At 60.8% G+C, this 19,433-nt stretch carries 19 protein-coding genes; 2 read left to right on the top strand and 17 right to left on the bottom strand.

The window, feature by feature from the left end:
• Positions 1 to 8 precede the first annotated feature (8 nt).
• From P0N66_RS07120 to P0N66_RS07070, 11 genes are all read right to left on the bottom strand, one after another.
• Entirely contained in the window at positions 9 to 1,277 is a 1,269-nt protein-coding gene (locus P0N66_RS07120) for a B12-binding domain-containing radical SAM protein (RefSeq protein WP_275803772.1), read from the bottom strand.
• Positions 1,274 to 1,825: a beta-ketoacyl-[acyl-carrier-protein] synthase family protein gene (locus P0N66_RS07115; RefSeq protein WP_275803770.1), complete on the bottom strand. Its 552-nt coding sequence runs from the start codon at positions 1,823 to 1,825 to the stop codon at positions 1,274 to 1,276. Before P0N66_RS07115 ends, P0N66_RS07120 begins: the two co-directional genes overlap by 4 nt.
• A gap of 69 nt (positions 1,826 to 1,894) precedes the next feature.
• A complete protein-coding gene (locus P0N66_RS07110; protein ID WP_275803768.1) occupies positions 1,895 to 2,527 on the bottom strand; it encodes an acyloxyacyl hydrolase in 633 nt (210 codons plus the stop codon).
• The gene (locus tag P0N66_RS07105) at positions 2,494 to 3,546 is read right to left on the bottom strand and encodes a radical SAM/SPASM domain-containing protein (protein WP_275803766.1); all 1,053 of its coding nucleotides are present in this window, start codon (positions 3,544 to 3,546) and stop codon (positions 2,494 to 2,496) included. Before P0N66_RS07105 ends, P0N66_RS07110 begins: the two co-directional genes overlap by 34 nt.
• Positions 3,546 to 4,865 carry a phenylacetate--CoA ligase family protein gene (locus P0N66_RS07100; protein WP_275803765.1) on the bottom strand — a complete coding sequence of 440 codons (1,320 nt, stop codon included), beginning with the start codon at positions 4,863 to 4,865 and terminating at the stop codon, positions 3,546 to 3,548. Before P0N66_RS07100 ends, P0N66_RS07105 begins: the two co-directional genes overlap by 1 nt.
• Before the next feature lie 172 nt (positions 4,866 to 5,037).
• Positions 5,038 to 5,787, bottom strand: a complete 750-nt coding sequence (locus P0N66_RS07095; protein ID WP_275803763.1) for a lysophospholipid acyltransferase family protein — start codon at positions 5,785 to 5,787, stop codon at positions 5,038 to 5,040.
• Positions 5,771 to 6,040 carry an acyl carrier protein gene (locus P0N66_RS07090; RefSeq protein WP_275803761.1) on the bottom strand — a complete coding sequence of 90 codons (270 nt, stop codon included), beginning with the start codon at positions 6,038 to 6,040 and terminating at the stop codon, positions 5,771 to 5,773. Before P0N66_RS07090 ends, P0N66_RS07095 begins: the two co-directional genes overlap by 17 nt.
• Entirely contained in the window at positions 6,037 to 7,269 is a 1,233-nt protein-coding gene (locus tag P0N66_RS07085; RefSeq protein WP_275803759.1) for a beta-ketoacyl-[acyl-carrier-protein] synthase family protein, read from the bottom strand. Before P0N66_RS07085 ends, P0N66_RS07090 begins: the two co-directional genes overlap by 4 nt.
• A complete protein-coding gene (locus P0N66_RS07080) occupies positions 7,260 to 8,762 on the bottom strand; it encodes a phytoene desaturase family protein (protein ID WP_275803757.1) in 1,503 nt (500 codons plus the stop codon). Before P0N66_RS07080 ends, P0N66_RS07085 begins: the two co-directional genes overlap by 10 nt.
• 40 nt (positions 8,763 to 8,802) lie before the next feature.
• Positions 8,803 to 10,062 carry a beta-ketoacyl-[acyl-carrier-protein] synthase family protein gene (locus P0N66_RS07075; RefSeq protein ID WP_275803755.1) on the bottom strand — a complete coding sequence of 420 codons (1,260 nt, stop codon included), beginning with the start codon at positions 10,060 to 10,062 and terminating at the stop codon, positions 8,803 to 8,805.
• Entirely contained in the window at positions 10,062 to 11,489 is a 1,428-nt protein-coding gene (locus P0N66_RS07070; protein ID WP_275803753.1) for a B12-binding domain-containing radical SAM protein, read from the bottom strand. Before P0N66_RS07070 ends, P0N66_RS07075 begins: the two co-directional genes overlap by 1 nt.
• 377 nt (positions 11,490 to 11,866) lie before the next feature.
• On the opposite strand from P0N66_RS07070, the gene P0N66_RS07065 reads away from it, so the two are divergent.
• Complete coding sequence (locus tag P0N66_RS07065) at positions 11,867 to 13,162, top strand: B12-binding domain-containing radical SAM protein (protein ID WP_275803751.1); 1,296 nt, start codon at positions 11,867 to 11,869, stop codon at positions 13,160 to 13,162.
• Between the two features lie 4 nt (positions 13,163 to 13,166).
• Positions 13,167 to 14,318: a beta-ketoacyl-ACP synthase III gene (locus P0N66_RS07060; protein WP_431190027.1), complete on the top strand. Its 1,152-nt coding sequence runs from the start codon at positions 13,167 to 13,169 to the stop codon at positions 14,316 to 14,318.
• A gap of 12 nt (positions 14,319 to 14,330) precedes the next feature.
• Here the strand turns inward: P0N66_RS07060 and P0N66_RS07055 are convergent, their stop codons facing one another.
• The 6 genes from P0N66_RS07055 to P0N66_RS07030 form a co-directional block, all read right to left on the bottom strand.
• On the bottom strand, positions 14,331 to 14,609 hold the full coding sequence (locus P0N66_RS07055) for a phosphopantetheine-binding protein (RefSeq protein ID WP_275803747.1): 279 nt from the start codon (positions 14,607 to 14,609) through the stop codon (positions 14,331 to 14,333).
• A gap of 122 nt (positions 14,610 to 14,731) precedes the next feature.
• The gene (locus P0N66_RS07050) at positions 14,732 to 16,027 is read right to left on the bottom strand and encodes an ABC transporter permease (protein ID WP_275803745.1); all 1,296 of its coding nucleotides are present in this window, start codon (positions 16,025 to 16,027) and stop codon (positions 14,732 to 14,734) included.
• Between the two features lie 3 nt (positions 16,028 to 16,030).
• Positions 16,031 to 16,816, bottom strand: a complete 786-nt coding sequence (locus P0N66_RS07045; RefSeq protein ID WP_275803742.1) for an ABC transporter ATP-binding protein — start codon at positions 16,814 to 16,816, stop codon at positions 16,031 to 16,033.
• The gene (gene darH / locus P0N66_RS07040) at positions 16,813 to 17,826 is read right to left on the bottom strand and encodes a BtrH-related acyltransferase DarH (RefSeq protein ID WP_275803740.1); all 1,014 of its coding nucleotides are present in this window, start codon (positions 17,824 to 17,826) and stop codon (positions 16,813 to 16,815) included. The genes P0N66_RS07045 and darH overlap by 4 nt, the downstream gene beginning before the upstream one ends.
• Positions 17,810 to 18,292, bottom strand: coding sequence for a DarG family dialkylresorcinol biosynthesis protein (locus P0N66_RS07035; protein WP_275803738.1), 483 nt, complete (start codon positions 18,290 to 18,292; stop codon positions 17,810 to 17,812). The genes darH and P0N66_RS07035 overlap by 17 nt, the downstream gene beginning before the upstream one ends.
• A gap of 436 nt (positions 18,293 to 18,728) precedes the next feature.
• Positions 18,729 to 19,346 carry an AP2/ERF family transcription factor gene (locus P0N66_RS07030; RefSeq protein ID WP_275803736.1) on the bottom strand — a complete coding sequence of 206 codons (618 nt, stop codon included), beginning with the start codon at positions 19,344 to 19,346 and terminating at the stop codon, positions 18,729 to 18,731.
• Positions 19,347 to 19,433: the final 87 nt, after the last annotated feature.

The following is a 19,433-nucleotide window of genomic DNA, read 5'->3' as shown; positions in this document are numbered from 1 at the left end:
TCTTTCCGTCAATTCCGAGCGGCCTGCCATTGGCGTTCGGCCGCCTGCCGGTGGGGCACATAGGTTCCGTCCTCCATCTCCTTTTTCACCACCTCGCTGAACAGCCGGGCCATCCGCAGCGGCTGCGGCAACTCCTGATAAAAAGTGCGCCAGGCATAATCGTACATTTCCTGCAACTCGTCGGGAGTCATCTGTTTGGGCTGAAAGCAGACCTCGGCGGTGGTATAGCGCCGCCAGTCGCGGTGCAGGATGCGCCCTTCCTGTTCGAACTTGGTGGTAACCGGGGTATGGGGAAAGGGGGTGAGGATGGAAAACTCCGCCATCTCCACATCGATTTCCAGCAGAAAATCCACCAGTCGCTTGATATAGTCGGCATCCTGGTTGTCCGGCCCCAGTAGCACCGCCGCTTCAACCCCGATACCGTGCTCTTTCAGCCGCCGCACCCGGTTGCGGATCACCTCGGAAGTATCGAACACCGCCTGGTAGACGTACCAGCAGCCGGCGTCCGCCGCCGCGGCCAGCACTTCGTCGTCATCCAGGATGGGGTGCGAGATCCATTTCTTTTTAAGCGGCTTCATGGCCGCAAACAGCTCCAGCACCCAATCCTTGTCCTGGGCCAATGAGTTGTCCACCATGAACAGGCGGTTGTTGTCAATCCCGGCCAGTTCTTCCGCCACCCGGTCCAGCGGCCGCGGCCGAAACTGGCGGCCGCCCAGATAGGCAGTGGCGCAGGGGAAACAGTTGAAGCGACAACCTCGGGAGGCATGGACCAGATCCACCATCTTCACCCCCCGGTAGATATACCGGGACTGATTGAGAATCTCCCGCCGGGCCGGACCTACGCTTTCGATGGGCGGAAAATCATGGAAGTAGTTATAGAGGGCCTGCAGTTTGCCATGGCGACAGTCCTCCAGCACTCCAGCCAGCCGCCCGTTTTCCACCTCGCCCAGAAAAACACTGTCCACATGTTCGGCGATCTCTTCGGCGTGCAACATGGTGGCAATCCCGCCGCTGATCACCGACACCCCCCGCCGCCGGTATTCGGCCGCTATCTCCTTACCCCGGGGGAGCTGGCAGGTCAGCATCATCGATAACAGTACCACATCGGGCTTCCAGTCCAAGTCCAGTGAATCGACATTTTCATCGGTGAAACGGACCTCGTACTGCTCGGGAATCGCGGCGGCCACACACACCGGCCCGTGGGGCGGCAGATGAAATTCGGTCTGTTCCGGAATCTTGTCCCATTTAGGATACACCAAGGCAATACGCATACTCATTCACTCACAACGGCAAAGGTTAAGGAAAGGACGACAGCTTCATCGGCGCCGGGACGGCTGTCGAAGACGCCGGCCAGCATCAGGTCCAGCTCAGGACAACCGGCCAGCCACCGCTCGGCCTCGGTCCGGGCGGCGGCCATGAGCGGCTGGTGGCCGGGGAAAACCGCATAAACCGGCCCGGTCAGGCCGTAATGACTGGCAGCCTCGGAAAGCGCGATATTGGGCAGGGTATAGCCAAAAAGCGCCGGACTGGCCAACTGAAAACCGCCATCCAGGCTGGCGGCAAAATCCAGGTCGGTGCTCAGCGAACCGGTGGTGGTGGCCCCGATCAGCCCCACCTTAATACCCCGTTCATGCAAACGACGACCGCCGGTCAGCAGGTCGGCAGCGGCCAGCACCCGACCGGTTTCCACCACCAGCGCCCGACTCAATGGCGGCATCCGCCCCCAACGGCCGGGAACTTCCTCCAGCACCGCCAGCACCTCCTCGGGTGGGGTGGCGGCAAAGGCGTAACGGTAATCGTGATTGGCGGCAAGTTTATCCGGCATGGGCCATCATAATAAGTTAAGTTAAAAAAACTAAAATGGTCGGCACCGCTAACCTCGTCGCCGACCAGGTTAAAAAGTCATGCCCACCAGCAGTTTACTGGAGTTCAGTGGTTCGTTGGGTTTGCGGCGCCCCCCGCTGGACACATGGTGAAAGCGGTATTCAAGCTTCAGATAACGGTGGCCTTCCAAAGGGCGGCGCACCCCAACCCCGAACTGATAATTACCGTTGAGCCTGGTTCCCATCCCCGCAATATCCGTGGCCGTATAAAGAGGGCCTCCACCGGCAAAGAAGTAAGGCTGGATGGCTCCCAGCCCGGTCATGGTCCAGCCGGCCAGAAAATTTATCCCCACCATGGGGGTCAGGTCATAATTGGTGATCAGGTGCAACGGCAACTCCAGCAGCAGCGAATGCCGGAGGCGGTACCAGGAGGTCCCGATTTCAGCCCGGACCACCTTTTCGTACCGGGCCACCAGGTCCAGGGTTTCCACCCGGGTTACGGTTTCTCCCCAGCCTGGGTGACTGGTGCCGTAACCGGCCAGCCAGGACCAGCCGCCGGGCGGTTTGACCACCGGTTCGGCCGCCGCCATTAAAGGCGACCCAGAAGTGAGCGCCACGAACAGCAGCAGCCCGACTCCCAGCCCCACCAGCCGACGGCAACCCCGCACCACTACTTGGCGGCGTCCTTGCTTTCCAACCAGCACAATGGATCCTCGGCCAGATAGTCGCCGGTCACCTGATAGGCATGCCCCCGGCAACCATAGCAGGTGGTGTTATGGTCGCAACCCGAGCATTTACCTTTTATGGTATGGCGAATATCCCGCAGTTCCCGAATAACCCGGCTGCCGGCCAGAATATCGGCCAAAGATTGCTGGCGGACATTGCCCACCCCCACATTGACCCCGGGGCAAGGGTTGACATCGCCTACGGAAGTCACGGTGCAGGAATATTCATGCCGAGAACACTGGGAGGCGGCCAGCGGCGGCCGGGGCGACCAGTTGAAACCAAACTCTTCTCGGTCGATGCGGGCCAGTTGCTCAAACAGGCTCCGAATCTCGGGGCCGGTAACCTCCAGTTCGGGGTGCTCGACGGCCCGGCCCTGCAGGGTCATCATCTCCACGTAGGGGATGATTCCCTGTCGCCGTGCCCAGCGCCAGAGATCAGGCAATTCCGCGTAGTTATGGCGGCAGACAATGGTCTGCACCCCCAGCAGCAGATCCTCACCGGGATAGCCAGCCTCCCGCAAGGCCGTCAGCCCTTTTTCGATGGCGGCAAATGTTCCCGGACGACCGGCCAGCAGATCCTGCACCTCGGCATCCAGGCTGTTCCTCTTAACCACTACCGCCACCCGGCGTTCTTTAAGGCGACCGGCAACTTCCGGCGTGACCAGGGTGCCGTTGGTGAAGATATCCGCCTGCATGCCTCTGCTCCGGATATAGTCGATCACCGTAAAAATCTCCGGATACATCAGCGGTTCCCCCCCGCCCAACACGATGATCTTACGGGCTCCCAACTCCGCCGCCTGGTCGATGACCTGTTTAATTTCCGCCATGGAAAGCTCATCGGCCAGCGGTAACCCGGAACCGGCATAACAGTAAATACAGCGGATATTACAGGCCAGCGACAGCTCCAGCTCCAGCGAGAGTAAACCGTTTCTCGCCTTGGCCGCGGCAATCTCCCCGGGGGTGAATTCCTGCCCCCAGTACTCACTTAAACATGACATTATCGTGCAACCTCGCGCAAATCAAAAAATCTCTTCACCTTTCGGCTCCCTCCGCTTTCGATGACCGCCAGCACTTCCGCCGCCGGCCTGACAACAACTTCCGGCATCACCCGTAAACGGGCTTGTAACATATCCCTGATCTTTTCCAAACTGATATCTCCCCCTCCGACTACCACTCTGATCTCATCGGAGAGATCGTAGGAAGAGCTTACTTCCAGGTAAAAATCCCGGACTCCCGGCACCTCCTGCAACACTTGAAAAATGCTTTCCGGATAAAGGGTGGTTCCCTTGTATTTCAAACGCTGGGCCAGGCGCCCTTCAATGGGGCCGAGCCGCGGGGTTTGCCAGCCACAGGGGCAGGGTTCATGGTGCAGCCGGGCGACATCACCGGTGCGGAACCGCACCAGGGGGAACCCCTCCACTCCCAACGGGGTTACCACCACTTCTCCGGGCTCGCCGGGGGCGACCGGCCGCCCCTGCTCATCGATAATTTCCGCCAGCATCAGTTCAGGGTGCACGTGCCCGCCGCAGCCAGCGGTGCATTCACCAAAGGCGGTGGCCATCTCGGTGGCCCCGTAAGAGGCATGCAGCCGCGCCCCCCAGGCCTGCTGCAACAGGGCTCCCAGCGGGGTCAGGGTCATATCGGCCCGCCGCACCGGCTCACCGATGGTAACCAACGCGGTAACGCCGCTTTGCGCCGGCGCCAGCCCGTTTTCCTCCCCCCAGCGCGCCAGTTTCAGCAGAAAGGAAGGAACCCCCACCAACACCGTGGGACGCAGATTGGCAATCAGTTCCCAGTGCTGCGGCGGCTTGCCAGGCCCGCCTCGGATGGCGGCGGCCCCCAGCCGCACCAGTCCTGAGTAATAGGCCAGGCCGGCGATAAAACAGCGGTCCAGAGTCACGAACAACAGAGCCCGGTCGCCGGGCCTGACCCCGGCGCCGTAAAAGGCCATCATCTCATTGTATGCCAGCCGTTCCAGATCATGGGCGGTGTAAGGAATGGTCACCGGCCGCCCGGTGGTGCCGGAGGTCAGGGCCAGGTCCACCGGCGGCAAACCGGTGGCTGGCAACAATGAGGTCGGAGAGCGGTCAATGTCGGCCCTGGAGGTCAAAGGCAGAACCGGCAGGTCGGTCAGGGAATCAAGCCGGGCGGGGGAAAACCCGACCGAGGCAAACATTTCCCGGTAATGGGGAGCTTTTTGCGCCAGGGTCAAGTGTCGGCGCAGCATCGCCAACTGCACCGCTTCCCGCTCGACGGCCGACGCCTGCCGCAGCCGCAGCCCCTGCTCCAGGGTATAGAGTTCCGTTGCCGGTTGCATCCGGGTTTCACCTTGCCACATAATTAATCGTAACCAATCACGGGGGTTGTCCCGTAAACGGTCACGGGAGACCGCAGGTTGCGGCTGCTGGGACGGCGATGCGTCCCTCAGTACGTAAGCCGGTCCGCTCACCGCTTTCGACGATGCCCCGTGATCGCTTACAATTCATCTCTCACGCCGGTTGGCGCTGCCGGCCCACCAGCTCTTCGCTGATCGACCGGCGGGCTTCGGCCAGCAGATATTCCGGGGTAAGCGGCCCCTGATCCGCCGCCGGCAGGGATACCGGTGGCAGAATGACCACCTTGATCCGGCCGGGATTAAAAAAGAGGCTTCCCGGCGGCAACACCCTTCCCGAGCCCAGAATACAGACTGGTACCACCGGCCGCCCGGTAGCCACGGCCAGTTGGAATGCTCCTTTTCGAAAGCGCCTCATTTTTCCGGTGCGGGAGCGGTGTCCCTCGGGCCAGACGATAATCGAACTGCCGGCGGCCAGCAGTTTTCGCCCCTGGCTCGCAACCGCCGACCAGCCGAACCGGACGTCGATGTAACCGGCCCTTTGCATGATTTGGCGGTAAAACGGCATCTGAAAAGGCCAGCTGGTAACAAAGGCGTTTTCCACCGGCAGCAGACCGAACAGATAAGGATCAATCGCCGAGTTGTGGTTGGCCACAAAAATCACCGGCAGGGGCAACTCCCCGGCCTTATTTTCCAAGCTTACGGGCACCACCGGCCTGAACAGCCGCAGCAGCAGACCACCATACTGCCGGACCGCCAGGCGTATCGTCCGGCCCGGCGATTTCTCCCCCAGAATCAGCGCTCCGGCCATAATCAGCGGCAGGGCCAGCCCGAACAGCAAGGTTAACAGGACAAACAGCGGCCAGGCGTAAAGGTTGACCCCCAGCTTTTTAAGTCTGCTGGCCACCCTGGACTCCCTTCAAACGGATCAGGAGCTCAAAAAGGTCGTTCATGGTTCTTACGGCCTGCAGGCTTTCTTTGTCCGTCAACTTCATGCCGAAGGTTTTTTCCAGGGCCACCACCATGTCCACGGCATCGAGGCTGTCCAGCCCCAGGTCGTCAAACAGGGTCGCCTCGGGCTGCATCGCTTCCGGATCCAGCTCAAACTCTTCAGCCAGGGTTTCAACCACCTTGCGGCGCAACTCGTCATCGGTCATCATGATTCCTGCCTCCTAATCACCAGAGCTGAATTAACGCCACCAAGAGCAAAATTATTCTTCAGCACCATATTCAAGTTTCGTTTCTCCACTTTCTTGATCAAATCAACCACCGCACATTCCGGATCGGGATTTTCCAGGTTGAGGGTGGGGACAGCTTCCTGCCGGCGCAGCATCTCCAGCACCACAATACTTTCCAGGGCCGCTGCGGCGCCCAGGGTATGCCCGATATGCCCCTTGCAGGAGCTCACCGCCGCCCCGGGCCCCAGCACCATGCCGATGGCCCGGGCCTCCGCCAGATCGCCCTGCAGGGTACCGGTGGCATGGGCATTAACGTAGTCCACTTGACTGCCCTCGACCCCGGCTTCCGCCATGGCCTTGCGCATGGCCCCGGCCATGGCGTCCTCGTGGGGATTGGCAATATGTTCGCTGTCGCTGACGTTGCCGAAACCGATAATCTCTCCCAGAATTGTCGCCCCCCGGGCGCAGGCCGCCTGATAATTCTCCAGCACCAGGATACCGCTGCCCCCACCGCAGACCACACCGTCGCGATCCCGGTCAAAAGGTCGGGGAGAGGAGGCGGGCTGCCCATTACGCTGCGAAGCCGCCCGCACCACGTCAAAAACGCCAGTAACCGAAGGATGCACCTCATCGGCGCCACCGCACAGCATCGCCTGCTGGCGACCGCTTTTAATCAGCAGGTAGCCCAGCCCGATGGCCTGGCAGGAAGAAGCACAAGCGCTCACCGGGGCCCACTGCTCGCCGCGGATCCCCAAGGCCAGACAGACATTGGCAGCGCAACTGTGCCCCATGATTTTAAAAAATTCACCGGACTTGATCCCGTCGATGGCCTCATCTGGCAGATAGCGCCGGTAAAAATCCTCGTAAGCGGAAGGACTGCCGGTGGTGGAGCCAACCGCCACCCCGACCTCGCCGGAAGCCAGATAATCCTCATTGAGCGCGGCCTGAGCCACCGCCTCACGGGCCGCCAGAGTGGCATAAATCGCCATTGGCCCCATGGTACGGCGCAGATTGCGCGACAAGAGCTCTTTGACCGCCAGTTCCGGCACCGGGGCGGCCAACAGGCTGTGCAAACCGTCGATCCGCCCCCACTCCGGCATGGCCTGCACGGTGGCCCGGGAGGCCCAGACTCCGTCCACCAGGGCCGCAACTCCCTGCCCATAAGGGGAAATCGCCCCGCAGCCGGTAATGACCACTCTGTTTAACGACACTGCCTGACCTCTTCCCACGTATTTTCCAGTTCCAGGATTTCGCCGGCACTGACCAGGCCGGCCAGAGCCGCCCCGACCACCCCGGTCATCAGGGTGCTCTGGCCGCTCAGCCAGAAGCCCGGCAACCGGGTACGGGCCGTCGGGTTGTGCTGTAAAAGAGAGTGCTGAGCGCCGTAGGCTGCCCCCTCGGGCGCCGCCAGTTCATCCCGGAAAGTCAGCGGTGTGCCCACCGCCAGCGGCCGGAGGGCGCCGTATCGGGCGCCCCATTGCCGCCGGGCGGCGGCCAGCATCTCTCCGGCCACCTCCTCCTTCCAGGCCTTATATGCGGGCGGACGATTCCGGGGGGTGCTGTCCCAAAACCGTTCACCTTCGCTCCAAAAGGCGGGGCTGAGCAATATAATCCCCCGGTTGGGTTCCCGCAAGCTTCCCGTATCCCGCCTTTCCGGGCTGGTCATCATCAAACTCCGCCGGGCCAAAGAGCCCTCACGGTGCCGGGCGACAAGATCCAGGCCGGCGGGCAGCTGATAATAGTTAACCCAGTCCGGCGACGGCACCTTGTCTCCCTCCGGCACCGCGAAAACGGCATACATGGAGCAGGTGTTCTGCAACTCCTGCAATCTTTTGAGGTAAATCGGCCGGAACAAAGAGGCCGGCACCATGGCCGGCACCGCCGCCGGATGGCCGGTGTAAATGACCTCACGACAGGCAATAACCTCTTCCCGCTCGGTAACCACGCCGGCCACCCGACCCTGTGCCGCCAGCACTTTTGTCACCCGGTTACCGGTCAGCACCCGGGCGCCGGCCCGGGCCAGCACCTGCAGATAGGCATCCACCACCGCCTGGCCACCGCCATCGATGGTGTAGGCCCCCTGGTAAAAACCATGGGCCACGGAGGCGTGGACCGGCAAGGCGGCAGCCTCCGGCAGCACCCCGTAAAGAAAGGCCGGAGCGGCCAGGGCCGCCTGCAGTTGCGGATTGGCGGTAATCGATCGCAAGTATTCCGCCAGGGACGGCGGCCGCTCTTTAATGCCCCGCAAAAACGGCGATAACGGCAGGTCCAGGTTGTAAAAAGGAATCTCCTGGCAGATATCCCTTACTTTGTCCAGATAGGCGCCAATCGCCGCCCGCTCAACGGGGAAAATCCGCTGCAGTTCCTCGGCCAGTTGCACATAATTAAAATAGGCTCGAACCGGCTGAGCACAACCACTGATGTTCAGTTCATCGTATCCTTCCGGGGGAAATTGCCGGATTTCAAGCCGGTCCCGCACCCCCAGGTAATCCCACAGTACCGCCAGAATTTCCCCGTCACCCAGACAACCGGAATAATGAAAGCCGACGTCAAAAGAAATCCCCTGCCGCTTGAAGCGCTTGAGGGCGCCGCCGGGCCGGGCGGTGCGCTCAATGAGCATCACCTCCCGGCCCTTACGGGCCAGCAGGGCGGCGGCGGTCAAGCCGCTGATGCCGCTGCCGATCACCACCACATCCGTTTTCAAATCACCGTTTACCAAAGTCAAAACCCTTGCGCCGCGGAGTTCATAAGGCCTGCACCACCAGGCTGGCGTTAACTCCGCCGAAACCCGCCGCGTTGCACAAAATATGGCGGGGGGCGACGGTTATGGCGGCCGTGGGAATCCGCAGGCCCGCCGCCGCCGGCGCCGGTTCGGTCAGATTGGGATGAGGGCCGACAAAACCCGCCCGGCTCATCAGCAGGGCATAAATCACCTGGGAAGCCCCGGCCATCCAGAATTCGTGCCCGGTGAGGGCCTTGGTCGCCGCCACCAGCGGCCCCTGGTTACCCCGCGCCAACCCGAAAAGCCGGCTCAGCGCCTGGGCCTCTTTTTCATCCCCCACCGGGGTGGAGGTGGCATGGGCCATCACCAGATCAATCTGCCCGGGCTCCAACCCGGCATCGGCAATGGCTCCGGCCATGGCCCGTTCCAGCCCTTCGCCGCTGGGCACGGAAATATGATAGCCATCGGCGGCAAAATCATAACCGCAAATTTCAGCCAGGATCTCCGCTCCCCGCTCTCGGGCCTTCTCTTCGGCCTCCAGCAGCAGCACCGCCGCCCCGCCGCCGGGCACCAGGCCATCACGGCCCTGGTCAAAAGGGCGTGAGGCTTCCGACGGCGCCTCTTCCCGCCGGGCAAAAGCGCCCACGGCATCAAAACTGCACATGGACTGCCAGGAAATCTCCTGCCCACCGCCGCAAAGCATGCGGTCCTGCCGCCCCCGGGCGATCAGCTCGGCGGCCTGGCCAATGGCCATGGCGCCGCTGGCACAGGCGCCGCTCACCGTCCAGGAGGCACCCCGCAACTGCAGCTTGGTACACAGGTTCAGGGTTACGGTGCTGGTGAGCAGCCGAAAGATATGGCCGCTGCCGATCCCCCGGGTCTCCCCCGCCGCCCGCAGCATCTCACACTGCTCGACTCCGGTTACCACCGACGAGTCGTTACCGAAGAGAAAGCCGGTCCGGACATCTTCTGCCAAGTCGGCCGGCTCCACCCTGGCCTGCTCCAGGGCCTGGCAGAGGGCATCCCAGGCCCACCAGCCGAACTCCGGCAATTTGCTGCGGTATTTACGATCCAGCGGATAGCCCGGGGTTGGGGTAAAACCTTTGATCACCCCGCTCAAACCGCTTTGAAAGCCCAGTTCCTTGCGCTCCGACAGCAGCGCAATCCCGGGTGTCCCGTCATAAAGGGACGCCCGCACCTCCCGGCGCGACAACCCCAGGCAGGAGACAATCCCCATGCCGGTCACCACCACCCGGCGCTGCTTATCCAACCGGCTGTTCATTAACCCTCAATCCGCTTATTGGAACGGGCAAAACGCAAAAAGCTGGAGAGATTGCCCAAAAACCGCCACCAGCTGTGGGGTGATTGCCAGAGCATGGCCAGATAGCCCAGTAATACCCGCGGTCGCATGAAATGGCGGCGGTAAAACTCCAGAAAGAGCTCTTCCAGTCTTTCCCTGGTCATCCCTTTGGTGACAAAAACAAAATTCATGCAGTCCATCTTCCGGTAATCTTCCTCGAACTCGCCCAATTCATGGATTTTCTGATAGATGGGCGAACCGGGAAAAGGGGTAAACTTGGCCAGATTGAAATCATCGATGGGCAAGGAAAAGACGTAGCGCATGCTGCGCTGCACACTCTCCTCGGTTTCTCCCGGCAGCCCCAGCATCAGCAATCCTTTGACCCTGATCCCGGCCCGGTGGATATCATGAATCACCCGAGCCAGCATGTCGAGATCAGCGTTTTGCCGGTGCTGGGCCAACAGGTCCGGATCTCCGGTTTCAATGCCCAGGCTGATCATCCAGCAACCGGCTTTTTTCATCAGGGCCAGCAGTTCCGGGTCCACGTGCTCGGCCCGCACCGCGCAGTTGAAGGTCATAGCAAGGGGGTGCTCAATCAGCCGTCGGCAAAGTTCCACCACCCGGTCCCGGTGGAAAGTGAATTGATCGTCATAGAAGTTTAGATGGCGAATCCCCCAGCGCTGCCGCAGGTACTGCATGTGCCGGTAAACATAATCGGCGGAATTGTACTTGAAGCTGCGCCGGAAGACCGAGCGGTCGCAGTAGCTGCAGGAGTATGGACAGCCCCGGCTGGAAAGGCAGCTGGCGTTGGGATGACGGGGATAGTTGAAGATCGGTAACTGGTAGACCTCGGGGTAACCGCGCAGCTTTTCGTAGGCCGGGAAGGGCAAGTCGTCCAGTTCCACCCCACGCCCCTGCAAACCGGTAAAACGCACCCCAGCGTCATCCCGATAAACCAGGCCGGCAATGTTCGCCAAGGGTGCCCCCTGCAGCAGTTGGGTCAACGGCAACTCACCCTCCCCCACCACCGCACAATCCACCTCCGGATACTCGGCCAGGATTTTTTCCTTGCAGGCGGAAACATGAACCCCTCCAAGCACGGCCTTAATTTCCGGCCGGGCCTGTTTCACCATGCGCACGATTCGCACCGCATCGAGAAAACCGTTGGTGGTGCAGGTCAAGCCGATCCAGTCCGGCCGTTGTTCTTCAAGATACTCCATGATCCGGGCATCGGAATCCAGGTGGGCAAAACAGTCGATAATGGCCGTCCGGCAGCCCTGCCGGTCGAGATAGGCGGCAATGCTGCACAATCCCAAGGGCGGCATCAGATTGGCCAACCGGGCGATATCGGTTTTCTTCCCCTCGGCGGTGTAGCCCAGGGGGTGAATCAGGAGAATGTGCTTGGCCATCACTGCCTTCCCAACCAAATAAGGATTACGGCAACAAAACAGGGAACCATGGGGCAAGATCGGCAAAACTAGCATATCCATTACTTCCGCACAAGACTTTGGTAAGGTTTATTAAGTTTTTCTCACATCTTCACCGGAGACGGGGTTAGAAGTTTCCATAATATTGAAAACTTACCTTAATTCGGGTCGGTGCCGCCGGGGTTTTGGTAACCTTTGTTAAATTTGCCGTGACCAACCGGTCTCTTGTGTTATAATGGCCGCCGCCAGCCGCCGGTAAAATCGTTAACCGGCGGCGGAGTTATGGTTTTACCGGCAGTTCAACCAACCGCCGGCTACAAGCACACCATAATCCGGCTCAGATCCGGGGAAACGCCGTTATGCAAATTCTGTTGATCAATCCTCCCAATTGCGGGCGCAGTATTCCCGAAGAACGCTACGGAATCACTTCCGTCAGGCAGATTTTCCGGGGTGAACCCCTGGCGCTGGAAGAACTGGCCGGCAACCTGCCCGACCACGAAGTGCGAATCCTGGATTTGAAAGCCGAGCCTGGCGGCCTAAGCCGGGCCCTGAGCGAAGCCTTGCCGGACCTGGTGGGGCTTACCGGGGTAACCTGCGAGGCCAACACCGTGCGGCGCCTGGCCCGGGAGGTGAAGGCGGCGGGGGTGAAGAGCGTGGTGGTGGGAGGCATCCACGCCAGCAACGACCCGGCCTTTTTCAATCATGAAGAAGTTGACTATATCTGTATCGGCCTGGGTAAACTTTCCTTCCGGGAACTGGTTGAGGCTTTGGAACAGGGCCGGCAGCCGGCGGATCTCCCCGGCATGGCCAAAACTTCGCCGGGAAACCGGCTGCAATGGCTTAACCGGGATTACCGGGAGGCCGACCTGGTTTCCCATCACCCGCCGGCCTATCAACTGGTCGCCCATTACCGGGAGCACTACCGACTGGAAAGGCTCAAGGTCAGCATGGGCTTTGTCGCTTCCGCCGCCGGCTGCCCTCACCGCTGCTCGTTTTGTTGCATCAAAGGTCAAAGCGACGGCCGTTACCTGACCCGCCCCCCGGACCAGGTAATCCGGGACATCGAACTGCTGGCGGACATTCCGGTGATCCGGCTGATTGACGCCAACACCTTCGGCAATCTCGAACAGGCCCGGCAACTGGGAGAGGCGATCAAAGCCGCCGGGCTTAACAAACAATTTCTGGCCGACGTGCGCTCCGACACGGTGGTCAATCACCCCGAGCTGATGCGGCTGTGGCGGGAAGCCGGCTTAAGGGCGGTGATCATCGGTTTTGAAGAGCTGGACGACCAAAGACTGGCGGCCATGAACAAGGCCAACCGGGCGGATGTCAACCGGGAGGCGGTGGGGATCCTGCAGGAGATGGGGATCACCATTGTCGGGGACTTCATCGTGGCCCCCAGCTACGAGGAGGAAGACTTCCGGCGCTTGAGCGACTATCTGGCCGCCAGCCGGATCGATCTGCCCATCATCACCGTACTTACCCCCCTGCCCGGCACCGAGTACCACCGTCGGCAACGGCAGGAGATCATCAACCATGATCTGGATTATTACACCTTAACCAATGCCGTCACCCCCACCCGGCTGGCGGAAGAAGAATTTTACCGGCTATATGCGGAGTTGGTCCGCACCAGCCATCAACAGGCCAAACTGTGAAATGATGAACGTCTTTATCACCGACCTTGCCGCGTTTCTTCCCGGACCGCCAATCAGCAACCAGGAGCTTGACGCCTACCTTATCGGCGCCGACCGAATTTCGGCCAAAACCAGGAAGATCATTCTGCAGAACAACGGGATCACTACCCGACATTACGCCCTGGAACCGGGCACCGGACGGCTAACCCACAGCAATCGGGAACTGACCGCCGAGGCCGTCCGCGCTCTTTGCGCCCAAGGCAGATGCAGCCTGGAGCAGATTGCCTGTCTTTCCTGCGGCACCGCTTCCCCGGACCAGCTGATGCCGGGCCACGCTTCCATGGTCCACGGCGAGTTAGGGGCGGCACCCTGCGAGATCAACACCGCCAGCGGGATCTGCCTTTCCGGCATCATGGCCATGAAATACGGCGCCATGGCGGTGGCCATGGGCCTGGCCGACAACGCGGTGGCCACCGGCTCGGATCTCTCTTCCAGCTTTCTCCGCCCTTCGTTCCTTAAGCCACCGCCAAGCCGGGAGGTGGAGAGCGATAATAAGCGTCACCCGGCCTTCTCCTTTGAGGCTGATTTTCTGCGCTGGATGCTCTCCGACGGCGCCGGCGCCATGCTGCTGGAAAAACAGCCGACCGCCGACGGGATCAGCCTGCGCATTGACTGGCTGGAAATTATCTCCCAGGCCCACCGCCAGGAAACCTGCATGTACGCCGGGGGAGTAAAGGAAGAAAACGGCGCCGTCAGAGGATGGCGGCAGTACGGTAACATTGAAAAGGCCCTGGCCCAAGGAGCGTTTGCCGTCAAGCAGGACGCCCGACTGCTCAACCGGGAGGTGATCAAGACCCTGGTGGGCGACAGCCTCCCTCCACTGCTGGCCAGACATGGCCTTAAAGCGGAGGAGATCGACTGGTTTCTGCCCCATTACTCCTCAGAGTACTTCCGGGCGCCACTGCACGATCAACTGGCGGCCATCGATTTCCCGCTGCCCTACGAAAAATGGTTCACCAACCTGGCCACCAGGGGCAACACCGGGGCGGCCTCATTTTACATCATGCTGCAGGAACTGTTTGCTTCCGGTCGTTTAAGGACGGGGGAAAAGATCTTCTGTTTCATCCCGGAAAGCGGCCGTTTTGCCGTGGGCTACATCCTGCTGACGGTGGTTTGACCAACTGCTTTGTTAAACAGTCCGGTGCCGACGGATAAACTCCGCCAGGGAAGCCAGCGAGGCCATGATCCGCTGACCGCTTTCCACCGACTCGATCCGCACCCCGTAACGGTTCTGGACCGCCACCACAATCTCCACTGCATCCAGGGAATCAATTCCCAGTGGCGAGTCCGGACCGACCAGGGACCGATTCATAATTTCCGCCACCTGCAGTTCCCTGGCCGGCAACCGGCAGGTCTCGACAATAAGGGGCAGCAGTTCCTCCGCCAGCGCCCTATCCTGACTTTCCATAACCCCTTCTCCCGCAAAAACGCTCTTGTTAAAAAATATCTAAGTAACCGCTCATCCGGCCAGCCAACCTGCGGACTTAACGGACTATATCCATTCAGCGGGACCGCCGGGCCGGCCAAGCCTTACGACGTGGTCAGACGCCAGGCCAGCAAGAGGTTGCCTAAGCCGAAAAGCAGCAGCCCCACCAGCTGACTGGCGGCCTCGGCCAGGCCATGGCCCCGGACCAGAACCTCATGAAAGGCGGTCAGACCCCAGTTGAGGGGCGACACCACCGCAAGCTGCTGCATAAACTCGGGCATGGCGTACACCGGCACCATGATCCCGCCCACAGCAGCGGCCAGGACAATGGAGATGGCACCGAACATGGTAACCTGCTCATAGCTGCTGCAGACGCTGCCCAACATCAAGCCGTAACCGCAGGCGGCCAGGCTGACCACCAGCACGATCAGGCCGATCTCAAAAAACACCCCCGCAATGGTGAAAGCCGGCAGGTCCAGCAGGGGAAAAAGACGGTTACCAATCAGGTAAATCAAGGCAAACTGGAACAGGCCGACCAGCATATAGGCCAGCATCTTGCCTCCCAAAAGGCTGCCAATGGCCAAAGGCATACTGCGAAAACGGAGCCAGACCCCCGCGCGCCGCTCCCAGAGCAGCCCCCCCCCAAGCGGCAGCACGGTAAAAAACATGCCGAACAGGGCCCAGGCCGGAACATTTTGCTGCACCACTCCGGGCTGCTGTTTTCCCGCCCCTTCCGCCCACTCCCGGAGCCGGAGCAACTCCTCATCCAGGGTCTCGATCCCAAAGGTCTCGTGCCGCAGGAACTCCCCGGGAATCCCCAACTGCTCCAGCCGGCTGCGAATGGTGCCGACCAGCAATTCCAGCTTCCAATCCAGTTCCACCCGGGCCATGGCCAGGCGCACCAGGGCGCCTATCTCCTGGCGAAACCCCGGCAACAGGGTCGGATCAAAATAGAGTTGCAACTCCGGCAGGGCTCCGGCGCGCTCCTCCTGGTTAACCGTCTGGCCGTCAGCTTCCTGGTCGGCGGCCACCGCAGCCAGGCGCTCCAGCCGGGCCCACAAAGCCTCGCCGGTACCGGCGGGCAGGATCAGCAGACCGCTGTGCTTGCCGGCGACCACGGCGGACCGGGCCTCGGCCGCCCGCTCCGCTGGCCAGACCAGCAGCTCGATCCCCCGATGCTGCCGCAGCAGGGCCTGCAACTCCGGCCCCAGCTCTCCTTGATCCTGGTCAATAAAAAGCATGCTCCCGGTTCGCTCCCCGGTAAGCTCCATGACATTCTGCTGCACCAGGGTGATCACCAGCACCAGGGCCGCCGGCAACAAGAAAAGGCTTAACAGCCCGGCATGATCCCGGGAGAGCAGCAACAGTTCTTTCCACACCACCGCCAGCGTCCGGCCCATGCCTCAGTCCCTCAGTTCCTTGCCGGTAAGGGCGAAAAAAAGTTCACCCAGACTGCTGTAGCCACCTTCCCGCAGCAACTCCCGGGGGCTGCCGCAGGCCATAATCCGCCCTTCGTCGATGATCGCCACCTGCCGGCAGAGCCGCTCCGCCTCTTCCAGGTAATGGGTGGTGTAAATAATGGTCATCCCTTGGGCGGCCAGGGCGACAAGTTGTTCGTGAATCAGTTGCCGAGACTGGGCATCGATTCCCACCGTGGGTTCATCCAGACAAAGAATCTGCGGCTCATGCAACAGCCCCGCTGCCAGGTTCAACCGCCGCTTCATGCCTCCGGAATAGGTGGCCACCCGCTGTTGCGCCCTGACTTCAAGACCAGCCAGTTGCAGGCCGTAGGCCACCCGCTCCTGCAGGCGCGCTCCCCGCAGACCGTACAGGCGGCCGAAAAAAATCAGATTTTCCCGGCCGCTTAAATGATCATAAAGGGCCAGATCCTGGGGAACAAAGCCCAGGATCTGCTTGGGAGGTAACGAGCCCGGGCCGGGGGCAAGCCCCGGGAAGGAGATGGTGCCGCCGTCGGGCCTGAGCAGCCCGCAAAGCAAGGCGATAGTGGTGGATTTACCGGCGCCGTTGGGCCCCAGCAGCCCGAACAGCAGTCCCCGGGGAATACGCAGGCTAAGTTGATCGACAGCGGGCCGCCGCTGGCCGGGATAACTTTTACGCAATTCCACCAGTTCAATGGCGGCCGGCAGGGCGGCAGCCGGGGCCGCTGGCGGTACTTTCCTCCGGCTCATGGCAGGGTTCCCAGCAGGGTTCGAAGGCGGCGAAAAAACTGCTCCTCCAGGGCGGCACACTGCTCAAGCCCGTCGGCCAGCGCCTGGTAGTCATCCCCGGCAGCGGGGCGGCCTTTACAAATACGGGCTGCCATCACGGCAAAATCACGCCACCGGTCACCGGCAACGGTTAAATCCCGACCAACCGCCGCCAGGGGGTCGTGGCGTAACAGCTCCCCTGCCTCCCGCAGAAAATCGGCATAAAGAAAACGAAAACCGCCGCCGCCGGTGCCGATCTCCTCCTGCATTCGCACCACGTGCCCCAAGTGCAGTTCAGCTTTGGCCGGCCCCAACCGCTGGGGCCAGCGCTTAAGCCGCCGGGCCAGGAAACGGATGCCACGAACCCCGGTCAGGGGGAAGGGCTGCAGCATGCCGCGCACCACCACCTGCAACCCAGCCTTGATGCCGGTCCGGAAATCGGGTTTTGCCGCCAGGGGATTAAGTCCATACATCCGGCCCTTGGGCGCCAAAGCGCCGGCGGCGAAGCGGGCCCGCTGCAAATCTTCAGCAGGACAGGTAACCGGGCCGGGAAACACCGGGTCGCTGATCAGGTAATCATCGCCTCGTTTGCCGTAAACCACCAGGTTGTGACCGTTGAAATGAAAGCGGTAGGCCTTGGGAAAATAGGGCAGCCAGAACACCCCGGTCTGCAGACCAACCGGCACCCCCTGGGCCAACAGGTCGTCCAGGGCCGCCATCGCCTGCGCGGGGTGGCGGAAGGTCCGCTGCCATGTTCCGAGGCCCAGGTTCTGGGTAAGACGCTTAATGATCCGGCCGACGGCCACCCGGTAGGTAACCAGCGGCAGCCCGTTAAGCCTGATGAAAGGGAAGTAGCCAAAAAAAAGACCGCCGCCAATGCCGAAGGCCATGGGCTCGGAAAGGGGAATCCCAATGTGACTGACCAAACTGGCTGCCACCCCGCTTTCGCAGTGCGCCGCCTGTCGATGCTGAAAATCAAGCTCCCGATTCACCTGCACCCTTCCCACCCTGCTGTTCATAGGCCGCTTCAGCTTCCCGCTGCTGCTGGTTATCGTAAACTGCGGCCCACAGCACCCCCCGACGCAGATCATGCTCCGTCACCCGGAAAAGCCCGGCATAACGCCGCAGCATGGCCGACTGCAATCGCCGGAATCCCATGGGGCGTAAATGCCACCTGACCCGCCAAACCGCAATACCCATATATTTTCCCAGCAGAGCAGGATCCATCTGGTTAACCACCATATAGTAATAGATAGGACTGGCTTTGCCGGCCTCAACCCGCCGGCGGGCAGCACTGATCTCCACTGCCAGGGCCTGCCAGGCCTGCTGATTAACCACATCAACGATGGCGGTGTCGGCACTGCTGATACGACAACACCCACCATCCTCCTTCCTGGCGTATTGCACCAAAGGTAAACCGCCGGTAACACCGGAAGGCCGATTATTATCCTGCACCATCAGCTAACCATCGCCTCGCTTGTAAGCGATCACGGGCACCGCATTTGCCGGCGATCAAGGCGGCACAAGTACTGATGTACGCACCGCGCCGTCCCAGCAGCCGCAACCTGCGGCACCCAGTTACCGATTACTCCATGATGGCCCCTGTGATCACCTGACCCCGCTTTAGTGACCGGTGGCCACAACCAGTAAGACATCACGAAAAAACAACTACATAACCAGATCAGAGCACAAAAGCAGCCCCAAGATAGCCGAAAACCATCGTCAAGACAAGGGCGCAGCCCCCTCAAGGACCATTGCAAAAAACAAACGGGCGGGTGACCGCCGCGCCATGCTTTTACCAAGCATGCACGACCATCACCCGCCCGTCAGTACGGCCCGGCCGCAGCAAAAAGCAGACTTATGCTAACAGATGTTTTAAAAAAATAAACCCGCCTTAAGCCCGGGCCGCGGCATTCCGAGCAGAAGCTTTTTTGACAGTCGACTTACGCACCGCCGTCCGGACTCCGGTTTTGTTTTTGGAGGCTTTACCTTTAACGTTGCCGGCTTTGACTCTGGCAACGGCCGGCTTCATTGCGGCTTTTTTGCCGGCCTCCTTGCTTTTGCCCCGTAGCGGCGATGGCTTCTTCAACCCCAGGCGCTCAGCCTCCTTCTGTTGCCTGACCTGACAGGCCAGCTCAAAGGCCTTCTCTTTGCCATGCTTACGGATGGAAACAGAGGTTTTACCCTGCCGACCCTCGGGATTAACCCAACTGACCTCGTAACGATTCAGCTTCTCATTGAGCCGCACCCCCACCACACCGCTTTGGGTGTTACTCACGGTAACAATGTGCCGATCGGTCCGGACCTTACCCAGGCTGATCTCAGTTTGATCCCGCCAGGCCAGAGCCGCCAGCAGACTGGAATAACGTCCGCCGTATTTGCCATCGGAAAAGAATTTTGAATGGGTCTTGCCCATAAAACGCACCCGCACGTACCAGCCATGGGTCCGTTTGCTATCCTGGTCAATCCTGGCGACATCTTTGTGTTTTTCAAGCATCTTTTTGGCTACCATAAACAGTTTTTCCTCTCAATACTGGTAATGATATCGGACCACAACGGCCCCTTTTCCAAACATCGTAATCTGACAGAACATTGCAGC

This window comes from Desulfurivibrio dismutans (assembly GCF_029210385.1).
In the GTDB taxonomy this organism is placed as follows: domain Bacteria; phylum Desulfobacterota; class Desulfobulbia; order Desulfobulbales; family Desulfurivibrionaceae; genus Desulfurivibrio; species Desulfurivibrio dismutans.
The sequence above is the reverse complement of the archived record's forward strand: the minus strand, read 5'-3'. Positions and strand labels throughout refer to the sequence as shown.